Annotated in this window: 20 protein-coding genes and 2 pseudogenes; 13 read left to right on the forward strand and 9 right to left on the reverse strand. The window is 62.0% G+C overall.

Annotation, left to right across the window (positions count from 1 at the left end; genetic code table 11):
• Positions 1-135: 135 nt before the first annotated feature.
• The 5 genes from FPP74_RS11045 (at position 136) to FPP74_RS11065 (ending at position 5107) form a co-directional block, all read left to right on the forward strand.
• Entirely contained in the window at positions 136-1449 is a 1314-nt protein-coding gene (locus FPP74_RS11045; RefSeq protein WP_144718549.1) for a citrate synthase, read from the forward strand.
• A 122-nt stretch (positions 1450-1571) separates the two neighbouring features.
• Entirely contained in the window at positions 1572-1931 is a 360-nt protein-coding gene (locus tag FPP74_RS11050) for an FKBP-type peptidyl-prolyl cis-trans isomerase (protein WP_095277137.1), read from the forward strand.
• A gap of 13 nt (positions 1932-1944) precedes the next feature.
• Entirely contained in the window at positions 1945-2781 is an 837-nt protein-coding gene (locus FPP74_RS11055; RefSeq protein ID WP_095548535.1) for an aldo/keto reductase, read from the forward strand.
• A 394-nt stretch (positions 2782-3175) separates the two neighbouring features.
• Positions 3176-3454: a DUF485 domain-containing protein gene (locus tag FPP74_RS11060; RefSeq protein ID WP_095535787.1), complete on the forward strand. Its 279-nt coding sequence runs from the start codon at positions 3176-3178 to the stop codon at positions 3452-3454.
• A 3-nt stretch (positions 3455-3457) separates the two neighbouring features.
• Positions 3458-5107, forward strand: a complete 1650-nt coding sequence (locus tag FPP74_RS11065) for a cation acetate symporter (protein ID WP_095546008.1) — start codon at positions 3458-3460, stop codon at positions 5105-5107.
• Positions 5108-5174: 67 nt separating this feature from the next.
• Here FPP74_RS11065 and FPP74_RS11070 read toward each other — a convergent pair whose 3' ends face one another.
• The 6 genes from FPP74_RS11070 to FPP74_RS11095 form a co-directional block, all read right to left on the reverse strand.
• Entirely contained in the window at positions 5175-6023 is an 849-nt protein-coding gene (locus tag FPP74_RS11070) for a polysaccharide deacetylase family protein (RefSeq protein WP_255456140.1), read from the reverse strand.
• Between the two features lie 10 nt (positions 6024-6033).
• Entirely contained in the window at positions 6034-6831 is a 798-nt protein-coding gene (locus tag FPP74_RS11075) for a YhfC family glutamic-type intramembrane protease (protein WP_144718520.1), read from the reverse strand.
• 37 nt (positions 6832-6868) lie between these two features.
• On the reverse strand, positions 6869-7570 hold the full coding sequence (locus FPP74_RS11080; RefSeq protein ID WP_095554369.1) for a hemolysin III family protein: 702 nt from the start codon (positions 7568-7570) through the stop codon (positions 6869-6871).
• Positions 7571-7636: 66 nt separating this feature from the next.
• Positions 7637-8452 carry a DUF1906 domain-containing protein gene (locus tag FPP74_RS11085; RefSeq protein ID WP_095277124.1) on the reverse strand — a complete coding sequence of 272 codons (816 nt, stop codon included), beginning with the start codon at positions 8450-8452 and terminating at the stop codon, positions 7637-7639.
• A gap of 19 nt (positions 8453-8471) precedes the next feature.
• Complete coding sequence (locus FPP74_RS11090; protein WP_095554368.1) at positions 8472-9638, reverse strand: YibE/F family protein; 1167 nt, start codon at positions 9636-9638, stop codon at positions 8472-8474.
• A 50-nt stretch (positions 9639-9688) separates the two neighbouring features.
• A complete protein-coding gene (locus FPP74_RS11095; protein ID WP_144718524.1) occupies positions 9689-10141 on the reverse strand; it encodes an FGGY-family carbohydrate kinase in 453 nt (150 codons plus the stop codon).
• Positions 10142-10581: 440 nt separating this feature from the next.
• Here FPP74_RS11095 and FPP74_RS11100 point away from each other — a divergent pair, with 440 nt between their 5' ends.
• The 4 genes and pseudogenes from FPP74_RS11100 to FPP74_RS12315 all read left to right on the forward strand — a co-directional run bounded on the left by FPP74_RS11100 (position 10582) and on the right by FPP74_RS12315 (position 14842).
• Positions 10582-11190, forward strand: coding sequence for a DUF3558 family protein (locus tag FPP74_RS11100; protein ID WP_144718528.1), 609 nt, complete (start codon positions 10582-10584; stop codon positions 11188-11190).
• A 158-nt stretch (positions 11191-11348) separates the two neighbouring features.
• Complete coding sequence (locus FPP74_RS11105) at positions 11349-13067, forward strand: hypothetical protein (protein ID WP_144718531.1); 1719 nt, start codon at positions 11349-11351, stop codon at positions 13065-13067.
• Positions 13068-13680: 613 nt separating this feature from the next.
• Positions 13681-13830: pseudogene (locus FPP74_RS12560) on the forward strand (RNA-binding domain-containing protein); the annotation flags it as partial.
• Between the two features lie 73 nt (positions 13831-13903).
• Positions 13904-14842: a hypothetical protein gene (locus FPP74_RS12315; RefSeq protein WP_255456141.1), complete on the forward strand. Its 939-nt coding sequence runs from the start codon at positions 13904-13906 to the stop codon at positions 14840-14842.
• 1298 nt (positions 14843-16140) lie between these two features.
• On the opposite strand, the gene FPP74_RS11115 is transcribed toward FPP74_RS12315, so the two are convergent.
• A complete protein-coding gene (locus FPP74_RS11115) occupies positions 16141-17025 on the reverse strand; it encodes a hypothetical protein (RefSeq protein ID WP_144718536.1) in 885 nt (294 codons plus the stop codon).
• A gap of 691 nt (positions 17026-17716) precedes the next feature.
• Here FPP74_RS11115 and FPP74_RS11120 point away from each other — a divergent pair.
• The 4 genes from FPP74_RS11120 (at position 17717) to FPP74_RS11130 (ending at position 20464) form a co-directional block, all read left to right on the forward strand.
• On the forward strand, positions 17717-18043 hold the full coding sequence (locus FPP74_RS11120; protein ID WP_144718539.1) for a transposase: 327 nt from the start codon (positions 17717-17719) through the stop codon (positions 18041-18043).
• A 69-nt stretch (positions 18044-18112) separates the two neighbouring features.
• A complete protein-coding gene (locus tag FPP74_RS12460) occupies positions 18113-18241 on the forward strand; it encodes a hypothetical protein (protein WP_255456143.1) in 129 nt (42 codons plus the stop codon).
• A gap of 403 nt (positions 18242-18644) precedes the next feature.
• Positions 18645-19837 (forward strand): IS3 family transposase gene (locus FPP74_RS11125; RefSeq protein WP_144718542.1). Its coding sequence is split into 2 segments (ribosomal slippage): positions 18645-18933 and positions 18933-19837, totalling 1194 coding nucleotides; the frame shifts between segments, so codons are not numbered across the junction.
• A gap of 141 nt (positions 19838-19978) precedes the next feature.
• Entirely contained in the window at positions 19979-20464 is a 486-nt protein-coding gene (locus tag FPP74_RS11130) for a hypothetical protein (protein WP_144718546.1), read from the forward strand.
• A 102-nt stretch (positions 20465-20566) separates the two neighbouring features.
• On the opposite strand, the pseudogene FPP74_RS11135 reads toward FPP74_RS11130, so the two are convergent.
• Both FPP74_RS11135 and FPP74_RS11140 read right to left on the reverse strand, forming a co-directional pair.
• Positions 20567-20743, reverse strand: a pseudogene (locus tag FPP74_RS11135) (nucleotidyltransferase); the annotation flags it as partial.
• Positions 20744-20755: 12 nt separating this feature from the next.
• Positions 20756-20916, reverse strand: a 161-nt coding sequence (locus FPP74_RS11140; protein WP_144717423.1) for an integrase core domain-containing protein, incomplete at its 5' end; no start/stop codon positions are given.

Genomic DNA, 20916 nt, shown 5'->3' on the forward strand with positions numbered 1-20916 from the left:
AGTTTCACAGATTCCGGCGATTGCCGGTGTGGGCTGTGTGGCGGACGGGCTGCTCACGGCTACTTGTCATGCGGATCACAAACTCTGCTAGGATGGCGGAGGTAATTCTTCGGCTTGCGCCGAACAACGCGATCAATCGTGGAAAGGCACACTGTGGCTACTGAGAACAACGAGAAGGCGGTACTCCACTACCCGGGTGGCGAGTACGAGATGGACATCATGAAGGCTTCTGAGGGTAACGACGGCGTTGTCCTTGGCAAGATGCTCAGCGAGACCGGCCTGGTGACCTTCGACCCGGGCTACGTTTCCACAGGTTCCACCGAGTCCAAGATCACCTACATTGACGGTGACGCTGGCATTCTTCGCTACCGTGGTTACGACATTGCGGACCTGGCCAACAACGCCAGCTTCAACGAGGTCTCCTACCTGCTGATCCGCGGCGAGCTGCCGACCACGGATGAGCTGGAGAAGTTCAACACCGAGATTCGCCACCACACGCTGCTGGATGAGGACTTTAAGGCGGCGTTCAACGTCTTCCCGCGCAACGCGCACCCGATGGCAGTGCTGGCTTCCTCGGTGAACATTCTCTCCGCGTACTACCAGGACCAGCTCGACCCGTTGGACGAGGAACAGCTGGACAAGGCCACCGTGCGCCTGATGGCAAAGGTGCCGATGCTGGCTGCGTACGCTTACCGCGCATCGCAGGGTAAGCCGTACATGTACCCGGATAACTCACTCAACGCGCGCGAGAACTTCCTGCGCATGATGTTTGGTTACCCGACCGAGCCGTACGAGGTCGACCCGGTCCTGGTCAAGGCGCTGGACAAGCTGCTGATCCTGCACGCTGACCACGAGCAGAACTGCTCCACCTCCACCGTCCGCATGATCGGCTCTGCGCAGGCGAACATGTTCGTCTCCATCGCCGGCGGTATCAACGCGCTGGCTGGCCCGCTGCACGGCGGCGCAAACCAGGCCGTGCTGGAGATGCTCGAGGACATCAAGACGAACCACGACGGCGACGCCACCGACTTCATGAACCGCGTGAAGAACAAGGAAAAGGGCGTCCGCCTGATGGGCTTCGGCCACCGCGTGTACAAGAACTACGACCCGCGCGCCGCGATCGTCAAGGAGACCGCGCACGAGGTGCTCGAGCACCTGGGCGGCGACGAGCTGCTTGACCTGGCGATGAAGCTCGAGGAGATCGCCCTGAAGGACGATTACTTCGTCTCCCGCAAGCTCTACCCGAACGTGGACTTCTACACCGGCCTGATCTACCGTGCGATGGGCTTCCCGACCGACTTCTTCACGGTCCTCTTCGCCATCGGCCGCCTCCCGGGCTGGATCGCGCAGTACCGCGAGCAGCTGGAGATGAACACCAAGATCAACCGCCCGCGCCAGATCTACACCGGCTACCAGCAGCGCGACTTCATCCCGCGCGACCAGCGATAGGAAAAACGCAGGTAGCAGGCGCGGATAACCGTCGAGAATGAGATTTCCCTTATACTTCGGGGAAAACCGTTCTCGGCGGTTTCGCATTTTCACGATTGTTTCTTCAAGGAGAATTCACATACATGGAAAAGCCGACCATCACTGTTCCGAACGAGCCGGCGCCGAAAGACCTGGTCATCAATGACCTCGTTGTCGGTGACGGCGCTGAAGCGGTGCCAGGCGGCTACGTCAAGGTGCACTACCTCGGCGTGTTCTACGAGTCTGGCGAGGAGTTCGACTCCTCGTGGGACCGCGGTAGCGTGGCAGAGTTCTGGCTCAGCGGCCTGATTGAAGGCTGGCAGGAGGGCATCCCCGGCATGAAGGTCGGCGGCCGCCGCGAGCTGATCGTCCCGCCGGAGAAGGGCTACGGTCCTGCGGGTGCCCCCAGCCCGCTCGCTGGGCGTACCCTCGTCTTTGTCATCGACTTGATCGACGTCCGCTAAGAGAGGACCACGCATGCGCATCCCAGTCACCACGCTCAACGACGGCTACGATTTCCCGCTCCTCGGCCTGGGCACCTACAAGCTTTCCGACGAGGACGTGAACAAGGTCATCCGCCGCGCCATCGAGCTCGGCTACCGTCACATCGACACCGCCTCCTTCTACGGCAACGAGGAGGCCGTGGGCAAGGCGCTCAACGACGCCATCTCGGCCGGTGATGTCACCCGCGAGGACCTGTTCGTGACCACCAAGCTGTGGAACGACGACCAGGACCGCGTCGCGGCCGCATACCAGGAGTCGCTCAAGCGTCTGGACCTCGAGTTCATCGACCTCTACCTGGTCCACTGGCCGTGGCCGCAGAAGGGGCTCTACGTGTCGGCCTTTGAGGAGCTGGTGCACCTCCAGGGGATGGGCCAGCTACAGTCCGTCGGCGTGGCCAACTTCTACCCGGAGGTCCTGGACGAGATCACAAAGGCCACCGGTGTTACGCCGGTGCTCAACCAGGTCGAGCTGCACGCCGGGTTCACCCAGCCGGAGCTGCGCGAGTACCACGCCAAGCACGGCATCGTCACCGAGGCGTGGGCCCCGCTGGCGCGCGGGAAGAACTTCGACGACCCCGCCATCGCCGGCGTTGCGGACAAGCATGGCGTGACGCCAGCCCAGGTCGTGCTGGCGTACCTGCTGCAGATGGGCGTGTCCGTCGTGCCGAAGACGGCGAACCCCGCGCGCTTGGAGGAAAACCTGGGCGCGCTGAGCGTCAAGCTTGATGACGCCGACGTGGCCGCCCTCGACGGCGTGCAAGGTGAGCGTATGTCCGGCGATCCGTTGACGTTCCCCGGAGACGTGGAGTAGCTGTCCACTCAGCGCACACGGCGCACACGGAGGGCCTACCCGATGACGGGTAGGTCCTTTTCGCTGCGAGTTTTGGCGGGAGAGGGGCGCTGTACGGGGGTAGTCGTATGATCATTGGTTTTTCCTGCTAAAAGCATGTTTTGGGGGTTGGGATCACGTTGGTGCGAAAACGTTATCTGGTAATCACACATGGCCCGCGTGTGGGGTAGGTAACATCCAGAGTGTCGAGTTGAAGGTGGCACACCATGATGCTGCAAGCCGTGCTGGTCCGCCTCTGCAGACATTGCAAATAGAGCACTCGTGAACTTGTACAAGACAAGAAAGGATAGAAGCCGTGACTGGATCGACTTCCATCCCACAACGTCGGGAACCCACCCCCGACGAATTTGTGGCTATGCAGCGCAGTCCCGAATTCCAAGACCTCCGCAAGACGTTCCGTGGATTTACGTTCCCCGTATCGGTGGCGTTCTTCCTCTGGTTCCTCGTCTTCGTGGTCGTGGCGACGCTGATGCCGGAGGCAATGGCCACGCCCTTCCTCGGGCTCAACGTCGGGCTGTGGCTCGGCCTGGCGCAGTTCTTCACCACGTTCCTCATCACCTGGGTGTACGTGAAGTGGGCGAACAAAAACCTGGAGCCGCGCGCGGCTCACATCCGAGAAGTCATGGAGGGCTAACACATGCAGGAATACATCCTCGCGGCGCCAGAGGCGGACGGCGCCGGCAACCCGCTGCTGAACATTGCGGTCTTTGCCATCTTCATCATCGTCACCCTCTACGTGGTGACCCGCGCTGGTAAGACGACCAGCGAGTCCGCCGACTTCTACACCGGTGGTTCCTCCTTCAGCGGTACCCAGAACGGCCTGGCCATCGCGGGCGACTACCTCTCCGCCGCATCCTTCCTGGGCATTGTGGGCTCCATCGCGCTGAGCGGCTACGACGGCTTCCTGTACTCTATCGGCTTCTTCGTCGCGTGGCTCGTCGCCCTGCTGCTGGTGGCAGAGCCGCTGCGCAACGTCGGCCGCTTCACCATGGCGGACGTCCTGTCCTTCCGCCTGCGCCAGAAGCCGGTGCGCGTCGCCGCGGCGTTTGGCACCCTGTTCGTGTCGCTGTTCTACCTCATCGCCCAGATGGCGGGCGCGGGCTCGCTGGTTTCGGTCCTCCTGAACCTGCACAGCTACTCCGCCCAGGCGATTTGCGTGGGCATCGTCGGCGTGATCATGATCGTCTACGTCCTTGTTGGCGGTATGAAGGGCACCACCTACGTGCAGATGATTAAGGCCGTGCTGCTCGTCGCCGGTGTTGCCGTGATGACGGTGTTGGTGTTTGTCAAGATCCGCGGCGGCATGAACACGCTCTTCGACGATGCGATCAGCGCCCACGCCGCCTCCGACTACCTGGCGTCGAAGGGCTACGAAGCCGAAGAGATTATGAAGCCGGGCCTGAAGTACGGCGCGACCCTGACCAAGCAGATTGACTTCATCTCGCTCGGCCTCACCCTGGTGCTCGGCACCGCGGGCCTACCGCACGTGCTGATGCGCTTCTACACCGTGCCCACCGCGAAGGAAGCGCGCAAGTCCGTGACCTGGGCCATCGTGCTCATCGGTGTGTTCTATCTGTTCACCCTGGTGCTGGGCTACGCAGCCGCAGCCCTGGTCGGCCCGGACCGCATCCTCGCCGCTCCCGGCGGTGCGAACTCCGCGGCCCCGCTGCTGGCGTTCGAGCTGGGTGGCTCCTTCTTCATGGCGCTGATCTCCGCGGTCGCCTTCGCAACGGTGCTTGCCGTCGTCTCCGGCCTGGCCATCACCGCCTCCGCGTCCATCGCGCACGATGTGTACGCCTCGGTGATCCGTGACGGCGAGGCCACCGAGGACGAGCAGGTCCGCGTCTCCCGCATCACCGTGGTGATCCTGGGCATCGTCTCGATCATCCTGGGCATCCTGGCGATGTCCCAGAACGTGGCGTTCCTGGTCTCCCTGGCGTTCGCCATCGCGGCGTCCGCAAACCTGCCGACCATCCTGTTCTCCCTGTACTGGAAGCGGTTCAACACCACCGGCGCGGTCGTGTCCATCTACACCGGCCTCATCTCCGCCCTGGTGCTGATCTTCCTGTCCCCGGCAGTCTCCGGCGCGGAGACCGCGATGTTCCCCAACGCCGACTGGGCCATCTTCCCGCTGTCCAGCCCGGGCATCGTGTCCATCCCGCTCGGCTTCCTTGCCGGCATCATTGGCACCTTCATGGGCAAGCCGGACAACTTTGAGGAGAAGCAGGCCGAGATGGAGGTCCGCTCCCTGACCGGTGTGGGCGTGGAGGCTCCGGTCGACCACTAGCCACACAAAACACTCCATCCGCGTGCGACGCCGGCCTGACGTTGAAGTTGGGTCGGCGTTGGCGTCGTTAAGCGGGGGTGCCCTCGCCGAGCTGGACGAAGCGGACCTGGCCGTGGAGCTCCTCCATGGCCTGGCGCACGCCGGCGGCGGTGCCCGACTGCGGGTGGTTCATGTGCATGAGGACGATCGCGCCGTCGGGAGCGTGGCGGATCTGCTGCGTGACCTGGGCGGGGGAGGCGGTGGCGCCGAAATCACCGTTGGTGGCAAACCCGGCGATACGCGCGCCACTGTCGGCGAGGATGCGCACCGCGATGTCGTCGTAGTGGGCGGTGGCGGCCCGGAACCAGGTGGAGTTGACCCCGAAGGCGCGCAGCGTCTCCGCGTTCTCGGCGACCTCCTGAATCGCCTCGGCGGGGCTCGCGGTGCCCGGGATGCCGTAGACGTGCTGGCCGTTCACGCTCAGCGGGAGGTGGCGGGCCCCGTGGTTTTCCAGCTGGAAGAGGGGGTCGTTGGCCAACTCGCGGGTGAAGTCCGGGTGCGCCTTGATCCACGGGCCGGCGAGGAACAGGGTGGCGGGGACGCGGAGCTCGCGCAGGGTATCCACGAGCGCGTGGTCCACCTCGCCACCGCACGCGTCGAAGGTGAGCGCGAGGGTGCGCAGCGGGGGCTGGGTGGGGAGAAAATCCGTGATCCCCGGCAAGTGCATGCCAAACTGCGTCGGTTGCGCGTCCGCGTAGGCGGCGGGGGAGGGGAAGCGCAGCGCGGCGGGCGTGCTCGGCCGTGGCTGACTCGTCTGCGTCTGGCTCGGCTGTGAAGAGCGCGAGGTCCGCTGGACGGGGCGCGTGCTTCGCTCCGCCTCGCAGGCGGCGAGCGCCAGGCCGGAGGCGATAGTCAGCAGCGCGGTACGTCGATTCACACGAGAGAGCTTAAGCGGCCAGCGGGGGTTCCGCTGGCTTCGTCTCGACGGCCTTGCGCGACAGCGGCCCCTTGAGCAGTGCCCACAGGAGGGCGAGCGTACTGACGGTCATAGCGGAGTACATCGCCGCCGGTCCGAGTTGCATCATGCCGACCGCGATCGAGTTGAACGCGATGTGGATGGCTACGGCGGCGAGCCACAGGACCCAGCGGTGCTCGCGAACCGCACGCAGCACGAGGACCGACATGGCGACGTGGAGGGTGATGGCCAGGATGCGTTCGTAGAGACTCATGCCTGCCAGCGCGGCGGTGATGCTGTGAACCGCGTCGATCTGTTGGTTGACTGCTTCGGTGGCCTCAGGGTTCTGCTGCGATTCGACGGCCTCCAGGATTTGGTCCGCGGCGAGGAGCAGGACAATATTGTTGATGCTCGCAGACCCGATGGTGAGGAGTGCCTCGATCCCGCCGTGGCCGAGGCCGAAGCCGACGCCGTCGCGCCAGGCGCGGGTGCGCTTGGCCCAGAAGCGCATGACCACCCAGCGGGTGGTCTCCTCGAACAGGCCGGAGGTGGCGATGAGGGTCAGCGTTGTGGCGATGAGGGCTGTGTGGGCGTCGAAAATAGCTCCCCACAGCAAGTTGACCGGGTAGATGAGCAGGAAGCGGAATACCTGCGAAAGGGGGAACGCGAGGACGCCCCATCCGAGCGCGGACCACGGGTAGCCGAGGAGCTTCTTGCCGAGGAACCACGCGGCCAGGACGATGACGACGATGCCGATGAGCTGCAGGCTCACGAGAACGATTGGGGTCATGGGGGAGAGGCTACCAACCCTTGGCCTGCAAATGCGCTCAGCCGGCTTGCACCACGACCATCCAGATCGCTACCAGGTGGCAGACGGCAGCGGCGATCGTCGCCGTGTGGAAGTGCTCGTGGTAGCCGTAGTAGCGGGCGGTGCGGCCGGGCCATTTGAAGCCGTAGATGAGCGCGCCGAGGGTGTAGACGATCCCGCCGGCGAACAGTAGCCACACGACGGCCGGGCCCGCGGAGTGCCACAGCGTGGGGATCAGCGGGACGATGATCCAGCCGAGCCCAACGTAGACCACCACGTCCAGCCAACGCGGGTGGTTGATCCAGACCAGGTTGAGGATTGCCCCACCCACGCCGCCAAGCCACGCCACGGTGAGCATGATTGCTGCGGTCTTCGGCGCGAAGACGATGAGGCACAGTGGTGTGTACGTCGCGGCGATGAAGATGGAGATCGTCGCGTGATCCGCCCGCCGCCACCACTGCACGGCCTCCGAGGTCCGCCAGGGCACCAGGTGGTACGCGGAGGAGACGCCGAAGAGGAGCACGACGCCCGCGCAGTAGAGGGTGACGCCGAGCGCTTCATGCCAGTGCAGCGTCATCCACGCAAACGTGATGAGCACCGCCGACGACAGCGCGGACAGCGCCGCCGCAACGAGGTGGAACCACCCGCGGATGATGGGCCGCTCCCCGCGGTCAGCCACGATGTAGGAACGCTGGATCTGTCCTTCGCGCAACGCTGTCATGATTCTCCCGAGTCTCGGTGTACCTGGGACTCACCCTAGCGCGGTTTCGCCTATCGACGCCCCCGCCTACGGCAGGAAACGCCGCCAATCCACCTGCGACGAGAGCTGGCTCGACCCCTGGACCAGCGCGTTGATGTCCGGGACCGGCAGCGGGTTTGCGCGCCCCGGGGTCCACTGGCCCCAGTCGGAGGCGTACACGTTGTTGATGTCCACCTGCACGCCGCCCACCGTGCCGACGAACCCAGCCTTCTGGTGGATGCTGGCGCTGGGGTGCAGTCGACCGTTGGAGCCCCAGTCGTGCTGCCAGAAGAACGAGCCGATGCGGTCCTCGACGCACCACTGGATCACGTTGTAGTTGCCGTACACGCCGGTGAGCAGCCCGGCCGCCTTCAGTGCGAGCTGGAATGCCTGCAGGTAGGGGCGGATCTGGTTGACGTACTGGTCGCGAGTGGGGTTGTCATCAATCGCGATGTAGACCGGCCGGCCGTTCGGTCCGCCCGCAGCCTGGTGGAGGCGGATCGCCTGCGGGGCATGCTTAGCGACGCCAGCCGCCCCCTCCTTCCAATCCGCAGTCTCCGCCCGCCCGAACTGGTAGACCGACGCGGTAGCCAGACCGTTGGCGGCGAAGTCCTGGGTCTCGCCGATGGTGACCGGCTTGCCTTTCATCCATTCCGCGCCGGGGCGGGGTTGGGAGACGTACCGGACCGCGCCCATGTGCCCGGCGGCCTTGACGGCTGCGCCGGACGGGACGCCCGCTGAGTAGTCGATCACGGTGCCGAGGATGCGGGATTGTGCGTGGGCTTGCACGGTGGAGCCAAGGGTTGCGCCCGCGACTGCGAGTGCGGTGGTTTGAAGGAGGCGGCGTCGATTGAAAGTAGTCACAACCGTGACTCTAGCAACATTACGGTGTGGGTTGGGGAGCGCGGATCGTCCATGCCGCAATCGCCGTGGTGATCGGCACCGCCAGGACTGATGCGATCGCGCCGATACTCGAGCGCATGATCTCGGTGGCCACCACGTCGGAGGTGAGCACCTGCGTGAGGGGACGATCGGCGACCTGGAGCAGCATCGACAGCGGGAGGGCAGCGCCCATGTATGCCAGCACCAGGGTATAGACCATCGAGGCGATGTGATCGTGGCCGACCTTCATTGCGGAGGCGAACACGGCGCGGGGCCGCGCATCGGGCGAAGTTTCGTACAGCTCCTGCACCGTCGAGGCCTGTGCAATGGTGACGTCGTTGAGCACGCCGAGCGCGCCGATGATGAATCCGGCGAGCATGATCCCTGGCACTTGCACCTGGGGGAGGTACATGTGAATGAGGAGGTTGTTTTCGTCGGCAAGCCCGCGAAGCTGCGTCGTGTCGATGGCGAGGTGTGCCGCGAGCGCCGCAAGCCCCAGCGCCGTCAGGGTGCCGGCCAGGGCCGACGCGGACTTCCAATTCCTGCCGTGCACAACAAAAAAGACAGGGAACAGCACCGCGGCACCCGTCACCAGGGAAAGCCCCACGGGGCTGTAGCCGAGCAGAAGCCCGGGGACTAGGAAGCCGAAGATGACAAGTAAGGTGCACAGCAGACCGAAGATTGCGCGCAAGCCGCGCCACGCCCCAACGGCAACCACCACCAGCAGCGTGAGCGCGAGCCACAGGCCGAGCGGCACCGAGCGGTCCATGTCGAGGAAAGAATACGAAGTCTTAGGGTTGTGGTGCACTGAGAGCACTACGCGGTCGCCGACCGAAAGCTCTGGGGTGCCCGGCTGCTGGGCAGCCTCGATGGTTGTGGTTCCCCCGGATTCGAGCTCGACGCGTAGGAAGTCGCACTCAGGGTGGTTTGGCGTTGCGACGCCACCACAGGGAGCCACCGAATGTTCAATGACGGTGGCCTTCACAGTTTCAGCCGTCGACGTCTGTGTCTGCTCAAACCCGGGCAGGACCTCCGGGTGCTTGCCGCCCGGCCACAGTAGTGCGAGCCCGGCTACGGTGACGACGCCCGCAATCGCGAGGAACGCTGCGAGCACGCCGCGCGCCGTGCGCAGCGGAGACGGTGAGGACTGGGTTGCGTGGCGTGCCAACGGAGCTCCCTTGTGAGATCAGTACTGGGACAATCAGACTGATTTTAAAGCTACTTCACGACAAGCGCGCGATGCGCCGCTTCGAAGCGGTCGCGGAGCTCCCTGAAGTACTCGCGGTGTGCATCGACGCTGCGGTGGCCTTGCCCGAACGGCGGGGTTGCCCGCCGCACCTCGGGGGCGACGACGTCCAGCGCGATGAGCACGGTGCCACGTAGAGTGGCGCGCTTCATCTCCAGGGGAACGACCTCGCAGCCGAGCGCATCTGCGAGCACCGACAGCCATGTCGGGTGGTCGGCCGTGACACGACCGGAGGCCACGACGCGATCGGGGAGCGCGCCTGCCTCCTTGAGCTGCTCGTAGACGCGCAGATACGACATTGCGATGCCTTCAAACACACCCCGCCACAGGTCGGCTGGTGTGGTTGCCGCAGTGACGCCCAAGAGCTGCGCCTGCGCGGTGGCGGCCCAGCCCGTGGAACGCTCGCCGGTGAAGAACGGAAGCACTAACGGTTAGGTGATTGTGCGCGGTCGAAGTGTGATCTTGATTCTGCTGTTGTTGCTCGCTTTTGTCCGCTTGTACGGACGACCCAGCAAAAACGTTCCATGTCCCTATCCGCACTCGAACACACCAAACACCGCATGCACCGCACAGGAGACAACCATGGTGACCAACACCAGCTAGCCGCCTAACCCAACCCTGAACTTCAAACCGAGCCGAAAGTTAGACGGCTACACCACTCCACGGGACTTGACCGCGGGCAACCCCACGTCTTTGTAACTGGTGCGGTGGTTGTTGCCAGTTGGGCCTTGCGTAGGTCCGTTTTATGGAACATGTCACTCTGCGGCCGCAGAGCGCAACGCCGATCGCAACCGTTTTGCGTAGCGCACGTCACAGAAGTCGGCCATAATGGAGACGTCTGAAAGCAGATCAAAATGGGGGATTGATGGGGAAGAATAAGACGATTGTGATTGGCGCGGTACTGGTGGCGACGCTTCTCGCGGGGTGCGGCGACCAGAACGCGGTGCTCGAACAGCACGCCGAGGCTGAAGCAGCTTCAAGTCCGGGGACTACCGAGGTTCCGGCATTCCATTTCGAAAGTGGGACTCTCGAACTCGGAGACTTTGATCCGCAAACGCTTGGCGACGACCTCTTCGATCCTTGCACCGAGATCTCCGAAGCGGAATTTGCTGCGGCGGGGATTACGGGGGTGGAGAACGAACCAGCGCTGTCTGGCGGAAATGCGCAGGGATGTCGAACCGACCAGCCTGAGCCAGCTGTTACTCGAACGGTTATTGCGGCTCGAACTACCTCAAATGATGCTGCCAACGCAGCTGATTATGAATTTTCTTTTGTGGAATCAAGCGTTGATGGGATGTATACATTCAAAAATCCCACCGTTAACCCGTATATGTGCATCGCCCAAGTCGACACGCAAAGAGGCGGTTTGTCTATAGGCATAAGCGTAAGCGGTTTGAAAAAAGATAGAATTGACCCTTGTAAAGTGGCCGTTAATGAACTCTCAAATCTTTATCGCTCGATAAACAATGGATGACGGGAACGTAGCAAAAGGGCCGAGTCTGAGATATTTTAGAGAACAGTGAAGCGGGGGAGCTTCACGCTAACTATGTATTAGGGGAACATATTTAAATGGGGGGAAACATGGGGAACAGAATAAATCTAGATGTTGAAAGAGTACTCAATTCTGCATCGATGCTGACACGACTTGCAGATTCGGTCAGCAACACCGGAGTTAACGGCTTGTTCAACGGAATGGCCGCCTTCTCGCCGGTCTCCGGCTTGGACGGCGCGGGGCGGACGCACTCGCGGGTGTCGTCCACGTCGGCGCCCGAGGCGAACCGCGTGCTGGGGGAGTGGCTGCAGACGATTGCCGACGTGCTCCGCGTGAGCACCGAGAACACGGCGCGGGCGGACAACTCCGTCGCAGGGATTCTTGGCTCGATCGGCGTGGTGGAGCGCTCCGGCGGCGCGGGGGCCGTGTCTGGGCTGATGACGCAGGCGATGTCGCACTATGACAACGCCAAGAACTTTTCTAATCCACGGCCGACGGCTGGGGCGCAGGCGTCGTTACCCGTGCTCCATGGGCAGCTGATGACCACGCAGGTTGCGCAGGCCACCGCGGCGGCCGCGTTTTGGGGCCAGAATGCGGCGCTGATCCAGTCGGTGATTGCGCAGCTGCCTGGGGTCGCCGCGATGCTCGCTGATTCGGCGGATACTGAGTTTGTGGCGCGTGCCGTCGATAAGCTTGGCGACGTCGCCCGCGTCGGCCAAGAATACGTCGCTAGGTCCGTCGCGATGCAGGGGCACGCGGCGGGCCTCGCGCAGGTCGCGGGCGCGGAGCAGCTTATGGCACACGGCGCGATGTCCGTGTACGCGGGGTTGCCGGGCCCGTCGCGGCTCGCGTTTGAGCGCTCCTACCTGGGCGTGTTCCCGCCGCGGCTCACCGCGTCGCTGCAGCCGGTGGTCCCAGTCTTTGACCGTCTGCTGCCTGACCTCGGATCCATCCCGGGCAACGGGTTTGCGGTGCCGGACATGCCAGAAGCGGTGGCTGCCGCATTCGAGGATTCGCCGTTGCCGCGCACGCTTCGCGACGCCTTCTCCGCCGCTGGCCTTTCCGCGCTCGGGAACGCAGCAACGCCAGCCCACGTCGTGGCCGAGTACGGGATGCCAAACCCGGAGGTCCTTGAGCAGGTGGCCGCGAAGGCACCGGGCGGATCCGCAGCAACGCAGGCCGCCTCCGCGGGGCTCGGGCAGATCGCCCCGCAGCCCGGCGGCGCATTCGGCGGCGGGGCAGTCCCGGCCGGCGGCGCGCCCCTGGGCGGCGCCGCGATGCCAGTCCCGGCAGGCGCCGGTGCTGGAGCGGGCGCTGGCGCTGCCGGCGGGTTCGCGCCCGGCCAAACCATCGCCGCGGGCGGCGGTGCCAGCTCGGGTGCTGGTGGCGCAGCCGCCGGGCCGATGGGCGCAGGTACACGAGGTCGCGGCGCAGGGCGCGTCGGCGGCGGGCGTCATGCTGCGCGCGAAGTCGGTGGCTCCGCGGCGTCGGCGGCGGGCGCCATTGGCGCCGGGGCGGCCGGAGCGGGCATCGGCGGCGCACTGGGTGCAGGGGCCGGGATGGCGGGTCGCCCGCTGTCCGGAGTTGGCAACGGCATGCCTGGCGCGGGCGGGAATGCAGCACCCGGTCTCACGCAGGGCGCAGCGGGCGGCACCGGTGGTAACGCGGCGGGGAGCCGCGGCGGCGCGATGGCGGCCGGGCCCATGGGTGCGTCCCGCGGTGCCGACAAGAAAGGGAAGCCGAACGCCAAGGTGAAGGCGGTGACGAGCGCGGTCGAGCGCGACGGCAACCTGGAGGCGCTGCTCGGTGAGTCGCCGCTAGTCCTGCCGACGGTGATTGGCAGCAACGTCCGCGGATAAAAAGCAGCCCACGTTGACCTATTTGAGCAGGTCAGCGGGGGACGTTCAGTAAACTCCCCAACCTTCTAGACCCGCCGCCGCGGAAGCGGCGGCTTACACGTTTTCTGACTCTTCCTTGCACACCCCCGCCACGCCCACCGTCCCGGAAACCGAACCGAGCCCCGCAACGGAAACCCCGTATCGAGTCCCGCCGCGACTTCCGAACCGAACCCCGTCTCAACAAGCCGTCACGGAAACCCCGCCCCGGTGCCCGTCTCGGTTTCCGACCCGAGCGGACGAGTCGAAACGGAGTGCGACACGGCCACCGCCCCGGAGTACGTCTCGGCGTCCGGTGGGGCTCGTCTCGGGAGCCGCCTTGGTGTTCGACCCGGTTGCCGTTTCGGGTGCGTGCTCACCGCTTCGGAGTCCGACACGTTAGTCGGAACGGTTGCCGACACGGGGCGGGGCTCGGGGCGGGGTGCGTTGCGGGGGTCGGGGCGAGGGACTTTGAACGTGCTGCGTGTTCGTTGCTAGGGAGCCAGAACCGCCGAAACCGCATCGTACAATGAAACCTATGTTCACCGCTTTGCACTCAGCGCTTGGAATAGCGCCTACCGACGAGTTCACAAACGAGATGCTCGACCGGCTGGTCGAGGAGCGCATTGCGGAGCGGCAAGACCTCGACTTCAAAGAGAAGATCGACAGCAAGCCGACTCGGCCTGAGAGCGACGTGAAGAAGGACCTGTGCGCTATGGCGAACAGCGGTGGTGGGGTCATTGTTTACGGCGTGGGTGAGCTGTCCGACATGAAAGACCACGCCGGTAAAAGGGTCAGTGCCGGCGACTATTCCCCCCGGCTTGGAGCAGGCCTACCGCTCTGTTGCCACCGATTACATTTCGCCGCCATTGCGGGGCGTGGAGTTTCACCGGGTCGAGCATCCCGAACACGAAGCATTCGTCGTCGTGGTGCCGGCCAGTAAGCAAGTGCCGCATATGTACTTCACCGAAAAGAAAAACGCCACGGCGCTCGCTGCGCCTACTCGTAACGGGAGTCACTCCGATTGGTTGAGTGAGCCTGAGATTGCGAACCTGTACCGGCTGCGTTTTCAACGGGAAGAAGCCTCGTCTCGTGAAGTAGACGAGGTGTATAGCAAGGTGGCCACGAAGCGGTCTAGTGACGGCTTCTGGGGTGTCGGTGTTGCGGTGCCGACGTACCCGGCAAGAAACGGCGACGTTACTCAGCGTGACGCGACTGTGGCAAGGTTTGCCGCTTATGACGACCCGCTGCGCCTGGAATACAACGGGTCGGTGTCTCCGGCGACTGCCTCGAATTACCGCAAGGGTTTGAAGTGTTGGACGTTTTCGGGAAAGCAGTACGACACGCAAGAATTGCTCGCGTATGTCGAGCTGCACGAAAACGGGGTTGTCACCGTCCTGTCGCGGCTGGACAAGGTGACGTTCTCGACGCAAGACCAGATAGTGTCCACGCATGCGGTTGCCTGCTTAGTAGGCGACCTCTTGGCGCTTGTTCGCCACTACGGAGGTGTTACCGGCAACACCGACTACACCGTGCGTTGCAGCGTTGAGTGGGACCAAGACAAGCCGCTGGTGTTGTGGCAGCCGAAAGACATGAGGTACTTCTCCGATGACCCGCTGCCGTTAGAGTCGTTCAGTCCGGTCGAGGCGGAGGTAAGCGTTACCGCGAACGCTGCGCTCATTGACACCGCGAGGTCGCTGGTGCGGGACTGCTTGAACCAGGCAGGAGTGGAGCAGCTTCCGGTGCGGAAGGAGCAGTAAGGCTTATTCGCCTGGCTGTGTCGGGCTGCTAGAACTGTGGGTTTGTCAACCGCTGGTAGGTCTTCGCGAGACGAAAACTCAACGAGGGCAGCGAGTATAGTGTCCGATCTCCTTGAGTACCAACGCCGTCGACCAGTGGACAAGAAGGAGCGTGAGTACTTGCCCCGTACCGCGGTGGATGCTGGACCGGGTCTCTGGTCGGCAGACCAAAAGGCGCGGCACGGGGTTGTACCCAGAGAAGGACGTCACTCCTCCTGGTTGGCAGATTCTTTAGTCGTGCGGACAGGCAACCTTAGACCGGGAGCGGTCGGCGCTTTTATCTTACACAGTACGGCCGGAACACCGTCCGCGCGTAGCATCCTCGTTGTTTCAGTGGCCTTGTGGTAAGCGCCAAACCTGACGTAGTAGGTCGCGCCGTCATCGCTTTAAACCTCAAAGCAGTCCGGCAGCTCCGCGAAGTCGAGTAACTCTCGTTCCTCGTCCTCTTGCGGGGCTTCAGGGGCTGCCAGCCTTGCGGGCAAGACCCGTATGGTCAGTCAATGCAGTGCGCCACCAGCGTTTGAGCTTTTCCCACGTCTAGCCTTCCACGCCCAACAGACCTGTCTGCTGGGCGGTGCATGCTTCACGCAGATGGAGGAACTCGTCGATGTCGTATTACGGAACCTCGCGGGGCTCCACGTCGTCGGTGAGAAATCGTGAGCTGTCGCGGTAGCGGCGGGTAATGCCTTGAGGCGAATTAGTTACTGCCAGTCGAACTCGAGGGCAAGTTGGAGCTTGGTTGCAGGCGCGGGCGCACCCTTGTCGTCTCGGTCGGGATGCGTGGTGATGAGACTGTGGTGGAAAGTCATGCTGAGCAGCCTGGTAGTTCGTTTCGCCGGTCTCCTTCGCCGGGGGTACGCAGTTTGCACGAACTTAGGCCCGCTCTTTGCGCCGGGGTCGACTTCGGACTTGATGCGGTTCCACTTGACGAAGTACACCGCAGCCTTCTTCTCACGACCCATGCGCTCTCACGTCGCCCAAGGCGTTGAGGGAGCTCGAGTGGACAGCAAGAATTTGGGGTTGTCGTCGGGCACTTCAAAGCGACTAGAGCGCGCAACATAAATATTGTGAATGTCATTGGCTGTGCCGGTGTAGAAGTGCCTCTGTCGGCCTGTTAGCCCCAGGTTTTCTCCGGCACGTTGGCCTGGTTGAACTTTTCCATAGGGATAGTCTCGAGTGGACCAGGTGCTGACGCGACGTTGGGGTGGCTGGGTTAGTGTGAATGTGAGGCAGCAGGCCGAAGCGCCACCGCGTAAGACTTAGCGGTCGTCGGTCCCGTCTAGCACTTGCACGATAAAATAGTTCGTCTTTATCTTCCCGTCAGTCTGCACGATCCGTTGCTCGAGTCGACGAACCCGCAGCCTCGTCCGAGCGTTTATATGAATGTCGCCATTGTCAACCTCGTCGAGGAAGCGCATGTCAAGCACCTCGGCTTTGAACCTCTGGCCGCCGTGCCGAAATGTCCACTTGCGATGAGGGGCTGCGAGCTGGGGTGTTTCCACCCAGACATCCAGTACGCGTAGTTCCTCTGAGAGATCGCTCAGGTAGTCGCGCTCCTGTTCGTTAAATTCCCCTACAACTCGGCCAGAGGACGTCTGGAGCTCCACGCGGTTGTACTCGGTGTCTTCTAATGGCTTCGTTGCTTGGATGAACGCCCCGTGGAAATGAGCATCACCTGCAATTTTGTAGATGACTGGCGACACCTGCTTCTGTTCTCCGTCTTCAGTTGTAATGGTCGTTGTATCGCCGTCGGTTGTAGCCTTGTGAGTACGTCCACGGACCCATTTCACCACGTCGATTGCGCCCTTGAGAATGTTATAGAGGTTGATGGCAGCGACTGTCCCTGGGGCGGCTAGGGACTGCACGGTGTGACCATGAATCTGCTCGAGACCGTCGAGCAACAACTGGAAGCCGATCACAAAGGAGCCAGAGTCAAGGGCATTGACTTTTACCTGAACTTTGCGTGCATCTTCAGGGGATAGCGTCTTGTGCGCGATGCTCACCATTTCACTGATGCCTTGGAGGGCTTGCGCAAGGTGGTCAGCGTACATCTCGTGGTACTCGGGGTTTTCACCCAGGTACCTGACACTGAAGCCTTCGTCGTTGCTGAGTAAGAGCTGTTTTGGCCCCTCTGGTTTACGCATAAGGCAAATTCTAGACGACTATGTGCAACATTTCTCCGAATACAACCTGACGGTGGGCACGGCGCCTCTGATTCTCGATAGATTCCAACACATGTTCGACGCTGGGGGCCGACCCCGAAGAGCTCCTCGAATTTCAGTCTGTTTCGTTAAAATAAGCCCGCGAGAAGACCAAACGGTGGGCGGCGCTCTCGGTGTCCCATTTAGGGACACCTCGGGGTTGATTATGGTAGTGCATGCGAAAAAGCGCTACCAGTGGGAGGTAACCTCACCGATATGAGACGATAGGTAGGCGTTTTACGGCCAGCGCAACATGGGTGAGTAGGGCAACAACAAACTGAGGAATTTACGCGGAGTCGTTTTTGGTGTTTTGACTGTCTGCCGCGTGCGAGACCGGGCACGTCTTCAGCTTATTGCGACTGCGATTTCGTAGCCGTGAACGTCCTACCTCGCTCACATGGGGTTACAACGGTTGAGTAGGTTGGAGGTTTAACCACCGACGAACTTGATGCCATATTCGTCGACGGCCGAAGCAGCGGCCAGGGTGATTTTGTCTCGACTCATTTTCAGGCCTCGGTCATAGCTCGCACCGGCTGCAACAAGGTGACATTACAGGTGTTGTGGGGCGGGGCACCGGTATTGCAGTCACGAGCGCTTCCGCCAGTCAGTGGACCAGGATGTTGATATCGTGGGCGTGACCGCCGGAATCCCGCATGTTCTCGGTTGTACCATGCAGGTGGGCTGGGCGGGAACGACAATGTGCCCGTTCGACCTCGCTGGCGGGCAAGGTGTCAAGCTCAAGGTGTTCTTGGAGTCGCTGCCGTATTCGAGGATGCAGTTTGCCGTGGCGTGCCCGAACGAACGCCAAGATTCGTGGCTGGATGTGCATAGGCGAATGCTCGAGTCCTTCGGCGGTATCGCCGAGGTTATCGTGCCTGATAACACCTCCACTGCATCGGACGCAATCAGTGCTGCTGACCGAAACTGGCGGATCATCTCCACCGATGAGGAGTTTATGTAGCACCGCAATACCGACGCCCCGCCGACGAGGACGAAGCGGACTAATGACTAAGCGAGTGTGGAACCCGGGGTGAAAATCATCACCCAGAAAGTCATCCACGCCCTGGCGGACTACCAATGCGTCGATTGCGACGAGCCCATTTTCCGCATCCGCGAACTGGTCGAGGGGATCAGCCCCGCCACGCTGTTTAGAGGCTGACAGTACAGTCAACGCGAGGCTTGTGATGCCAGTGAACGCGAGGTTCTCGGTGCGCTACCGGACACACTAAAGTAGCGTGCCGAGTGGAAAAGCGCCAAAGTCGCCCAAGAAATTTGCACATCACTGTCGATGGGGCCCATTACTCGGTACCCAAGCAGGTCGCCGGGCGGATCGTCGATGTGCGCAAAGAAGCCGTCACACGACCCGATAGGTCAGTTTTGGGTCATTTTGGGACCGGGTTGGGGGGGGAAAGAAAATGCCATGTAAGTAGACAAATCGAGCAAAAGTAGGCGGAAAGGGGGCTCTGGCAAAAGGTTCCCGAACTCTTTCGGGGACCTGACCCCTGTTTGGTAGCCATCTCTGATTTCGGCCATGTTGGGTCGGGGAAAGGTAATCTACCTCCATGCCTAGGAAGGTTTATTCGGATCAGTTCAAGCGCGACGCGGTCGCGATGTACGAAAACGATCCAAATCTCTCGCTCAAGGCCGCAGCCGAGGACTTAGGGATCTACCGCACCACGCTTCGCACGTGGGTCGACACGTACGGCACCGGTGCAAAGACCCAGAGTCCACCGGTTTCACGTGCTGATCGTGCCAAACAACTCACGGATGCCGAAAAGGTACGCCAGCTACAGCAGGAAAACGCCCGGTTAAAAGAAGAACGCGATATTTTGCGCAAGGCGGCCAAATATTTCATGGAAGAGACAAACTGGTGATCCGCTTTCGGTTTGTCGATGACCACCGCACCGAGTACTCGATCAAGCGGATGTGCACCGTCCTTGGGCTCAATCGCAGCGCTTACTACAAATGGAAGGCCAGCAGCGCCCAGCGGCACCGCCGACTGATCGACGACGCCATGCTAGGGGCGAAGGTCAAGGCGGTCTTCGATGACAAAGACCAGCTCTACGGTGCTAAACGCATCGTGGCAGAGCTGACGCATAACGACGCCTACAATGACAACGGGCCGGTCAACCATAAGCGCATCGCCCGGATCATGAAGAAGCTTCGCCTGCGTGGCTACACCAAAAAACGCAAGATCACCACCACCAGGCGTGAGCCCAATCGCGTGGTGTTTGCTGACCTGGTCAAGCGGGACTTTACAGCCCCGGCTGCAAATAGGGTGCTGGTTGGCGATATCACCTATCTGCCGATCGCGGACGGGTCGAATATGTATTTAGCTTCGGTGATTGACTGCTATTCCCGGATGCTCGTTGGCTTTGCTATCGCAGATCACATGCGCACCGAACTTGTCGAGGAAGCGCTCGAGCATGCGCACCACACCCGAGGGAGTCTTGCCGGGGCGATCTTTCATTCGGACCACGGAAGTGTCTATGCCTCATCGCAGTTTCAGGCCACCTGTCGCAGGCTCAACGTCACCCAGTCGATGGGTGCAGTGGGCACCAGTGCCGATAACTCACTGGCGGAGTCGTTTAACGCCACCTTGAAACGAGAGGTCCTCAAAGACAAGAAAGTCTTTGCCAACCAGCTCGTCTGCCGGCGAGATGTCTTCGCGTGGTGCGCGAGCTACAACACCAGCCGAAGACACTCCTGGTGCAAGTATCTCACCCCCACAGAGTACGAAGCGCCCGCCGCGTAACAATGCGCTAGAGTAAGCCCCATAATTTCACCACCCCATGGTGTCTACTTTCCGGGGGCCGGGCCCGACCGGTCATGTCCGTCTGCCCGTCACTCAACCTACAGCTTCGCACTTTCTACTGAGTGGGTAACGTCTGCTGGCATGAAGAAAACTATCGTCGCCCTCGCAGCGGCCTCCGCAATGTTCCTCGCGTCGTGTTCCGGTACGGAAACAGCCTCGTCTCAGTCGCAGGAGACGGCACGAGCCGGTTACGAGATTGGCGACTTCGTGCTTAACGTTATCGACGTAGCCGACCCGTCTAACGTCGCTGAAGTCGTAATGCCGGAGTACGAAAGCTTCAAGCAGGTCTCCGTTACGGCAGACGTGACGAATAACTCCGCAGAAGCCGTTGACCTAGCATGCAGTAAAGACCTTGAAGTTCAGATCGCGTCCAATGGCTCTGCGTTGGGCAATGCTGGCTATTTGGAGCGCGTACCAGGCAACCCGCAATGCGGTGACATGCTTGCCCCTGGCGAGACGAAGCAGATGACCTGGGTATCGCTCACGCCTGAAGAAGCTCAGCCGACGGATCTATTTGTCCAACTTGCCTCCGACCCGAGTTTCTTCGAGGAGATTCCGCTCCGGTAGCCGGAGCAGGGGGGCGATGTGGTGCTCGCCCCGCGTTGCCCAGAACCTCTCGGCTGCTCGATGCTCAGATCAAGTCCAGACAGCTAGAGCGAGCTCTGGAGCCTAAAGAATGGGGACGTCTACGTGACCGCGCGCAATTAGAACCCCATCTCTAACGGCGTAGCACTCGACATAGTGATTGCCTCTGAACTGAGTGGATTCTCTGTGTCTCCCTGCTCCAGAATCTTTAAAGATTTGGCCTCGGACTTGGTTTCTCCTTTTTGAAGCGTCCTGGGTTTGGTTCCGCTTCTTTTACGGCCCTGTGTTGATGGGCTCGGTGAGATAATACTCGGTTTCTACTTCTTGTGGGGTGGCGTAGTCCAACGCCTCGTGAAGACGTTTGGTGTTCCACCAGTGCACCCACCGCAGGGTGGCTAGCTCGACTTCTCCTACTGATGTCCACGGGCCCTGGG

Origin of the sequence: Corynebacterium sp. NML180780, from assembly GCF_007786415.1 — a bacterium.
GTDB lineage: Bacteria > Actinomycetota > Actinomycetes > Mycobacteriales > Mycobacteriaceae > Corynebacterium > Corynebacterium gottingense.

Coding starts and splice junctions, on each gene's coding strand:
- FPP74_RS11050 (WP_095277137.1), top strand. CDS start 1,572: ATGGAAAAGCCGACCATCACTGTTCCGAACGAGCCGGCGCCGAAAGAC.
- FPP74_RS11055 (WP_095548535.1), top strand. CDS start 1,945: ATGCGCATCCCAGTCACCACGCTCAACGACGGCTACGATTTCCCGCTC.
- FPP74_RS11060 (WP_095535787.1), top strand. CDS start 3,176: ATGCAGCGCAGTCCCGAATTCCAAGACCTCCGCAAGACGTTCCGTGGA.
- FPP74_RS11065 (WP_095546008.1), top strand. CDS start 3,458: ATGCAGGAATACATCCTCGCGGCGCCAGAGGCGGACGGCGCCGGCAAC.
- FPP74_RS11075 (WP_144718520.1), bottom strand. CDS start 6,831: ATGACCCCAATCGTTCTCGTGAGCCTGCAGCTCATCGGCATCGTCGTC.
- FPP74_RS11080 (WP_095554369.1), bottom strand. CDS start 7,570: ATGACAGCGTTGCGCGAAGGACAGATCCAGCGTTCCTACATCGTGGCT.
- FPP74_RS11100 (WP_144718528.1), top strand. CDS start 10,582: ATGGGGAAGAATAAGACGATTGTGATTGGCGCGGTACTGGTGGCGACG.
- FPP74_RS11105 (WP_144718531.1), top strand. CDS start 11,349: ATGCTGACACGACTTGCAGATTCGGTCAGCAACACCGGAGTTAACGGC.
- FPP74_RS11115 (WP_144718536.1), bottom strand. CDS start 17,025: ATGCGTAAACCAGAGGGGCCAAAACAGCTCTTACTCAGCAACGACGAA.
- FPP74_RS11130 (WP_144718546.1), top strand. CDS start 19,979: ATGAAGAAAACTATCGTCGCCCTCGCAGCGGCCTCCGCAATGTTCCTC.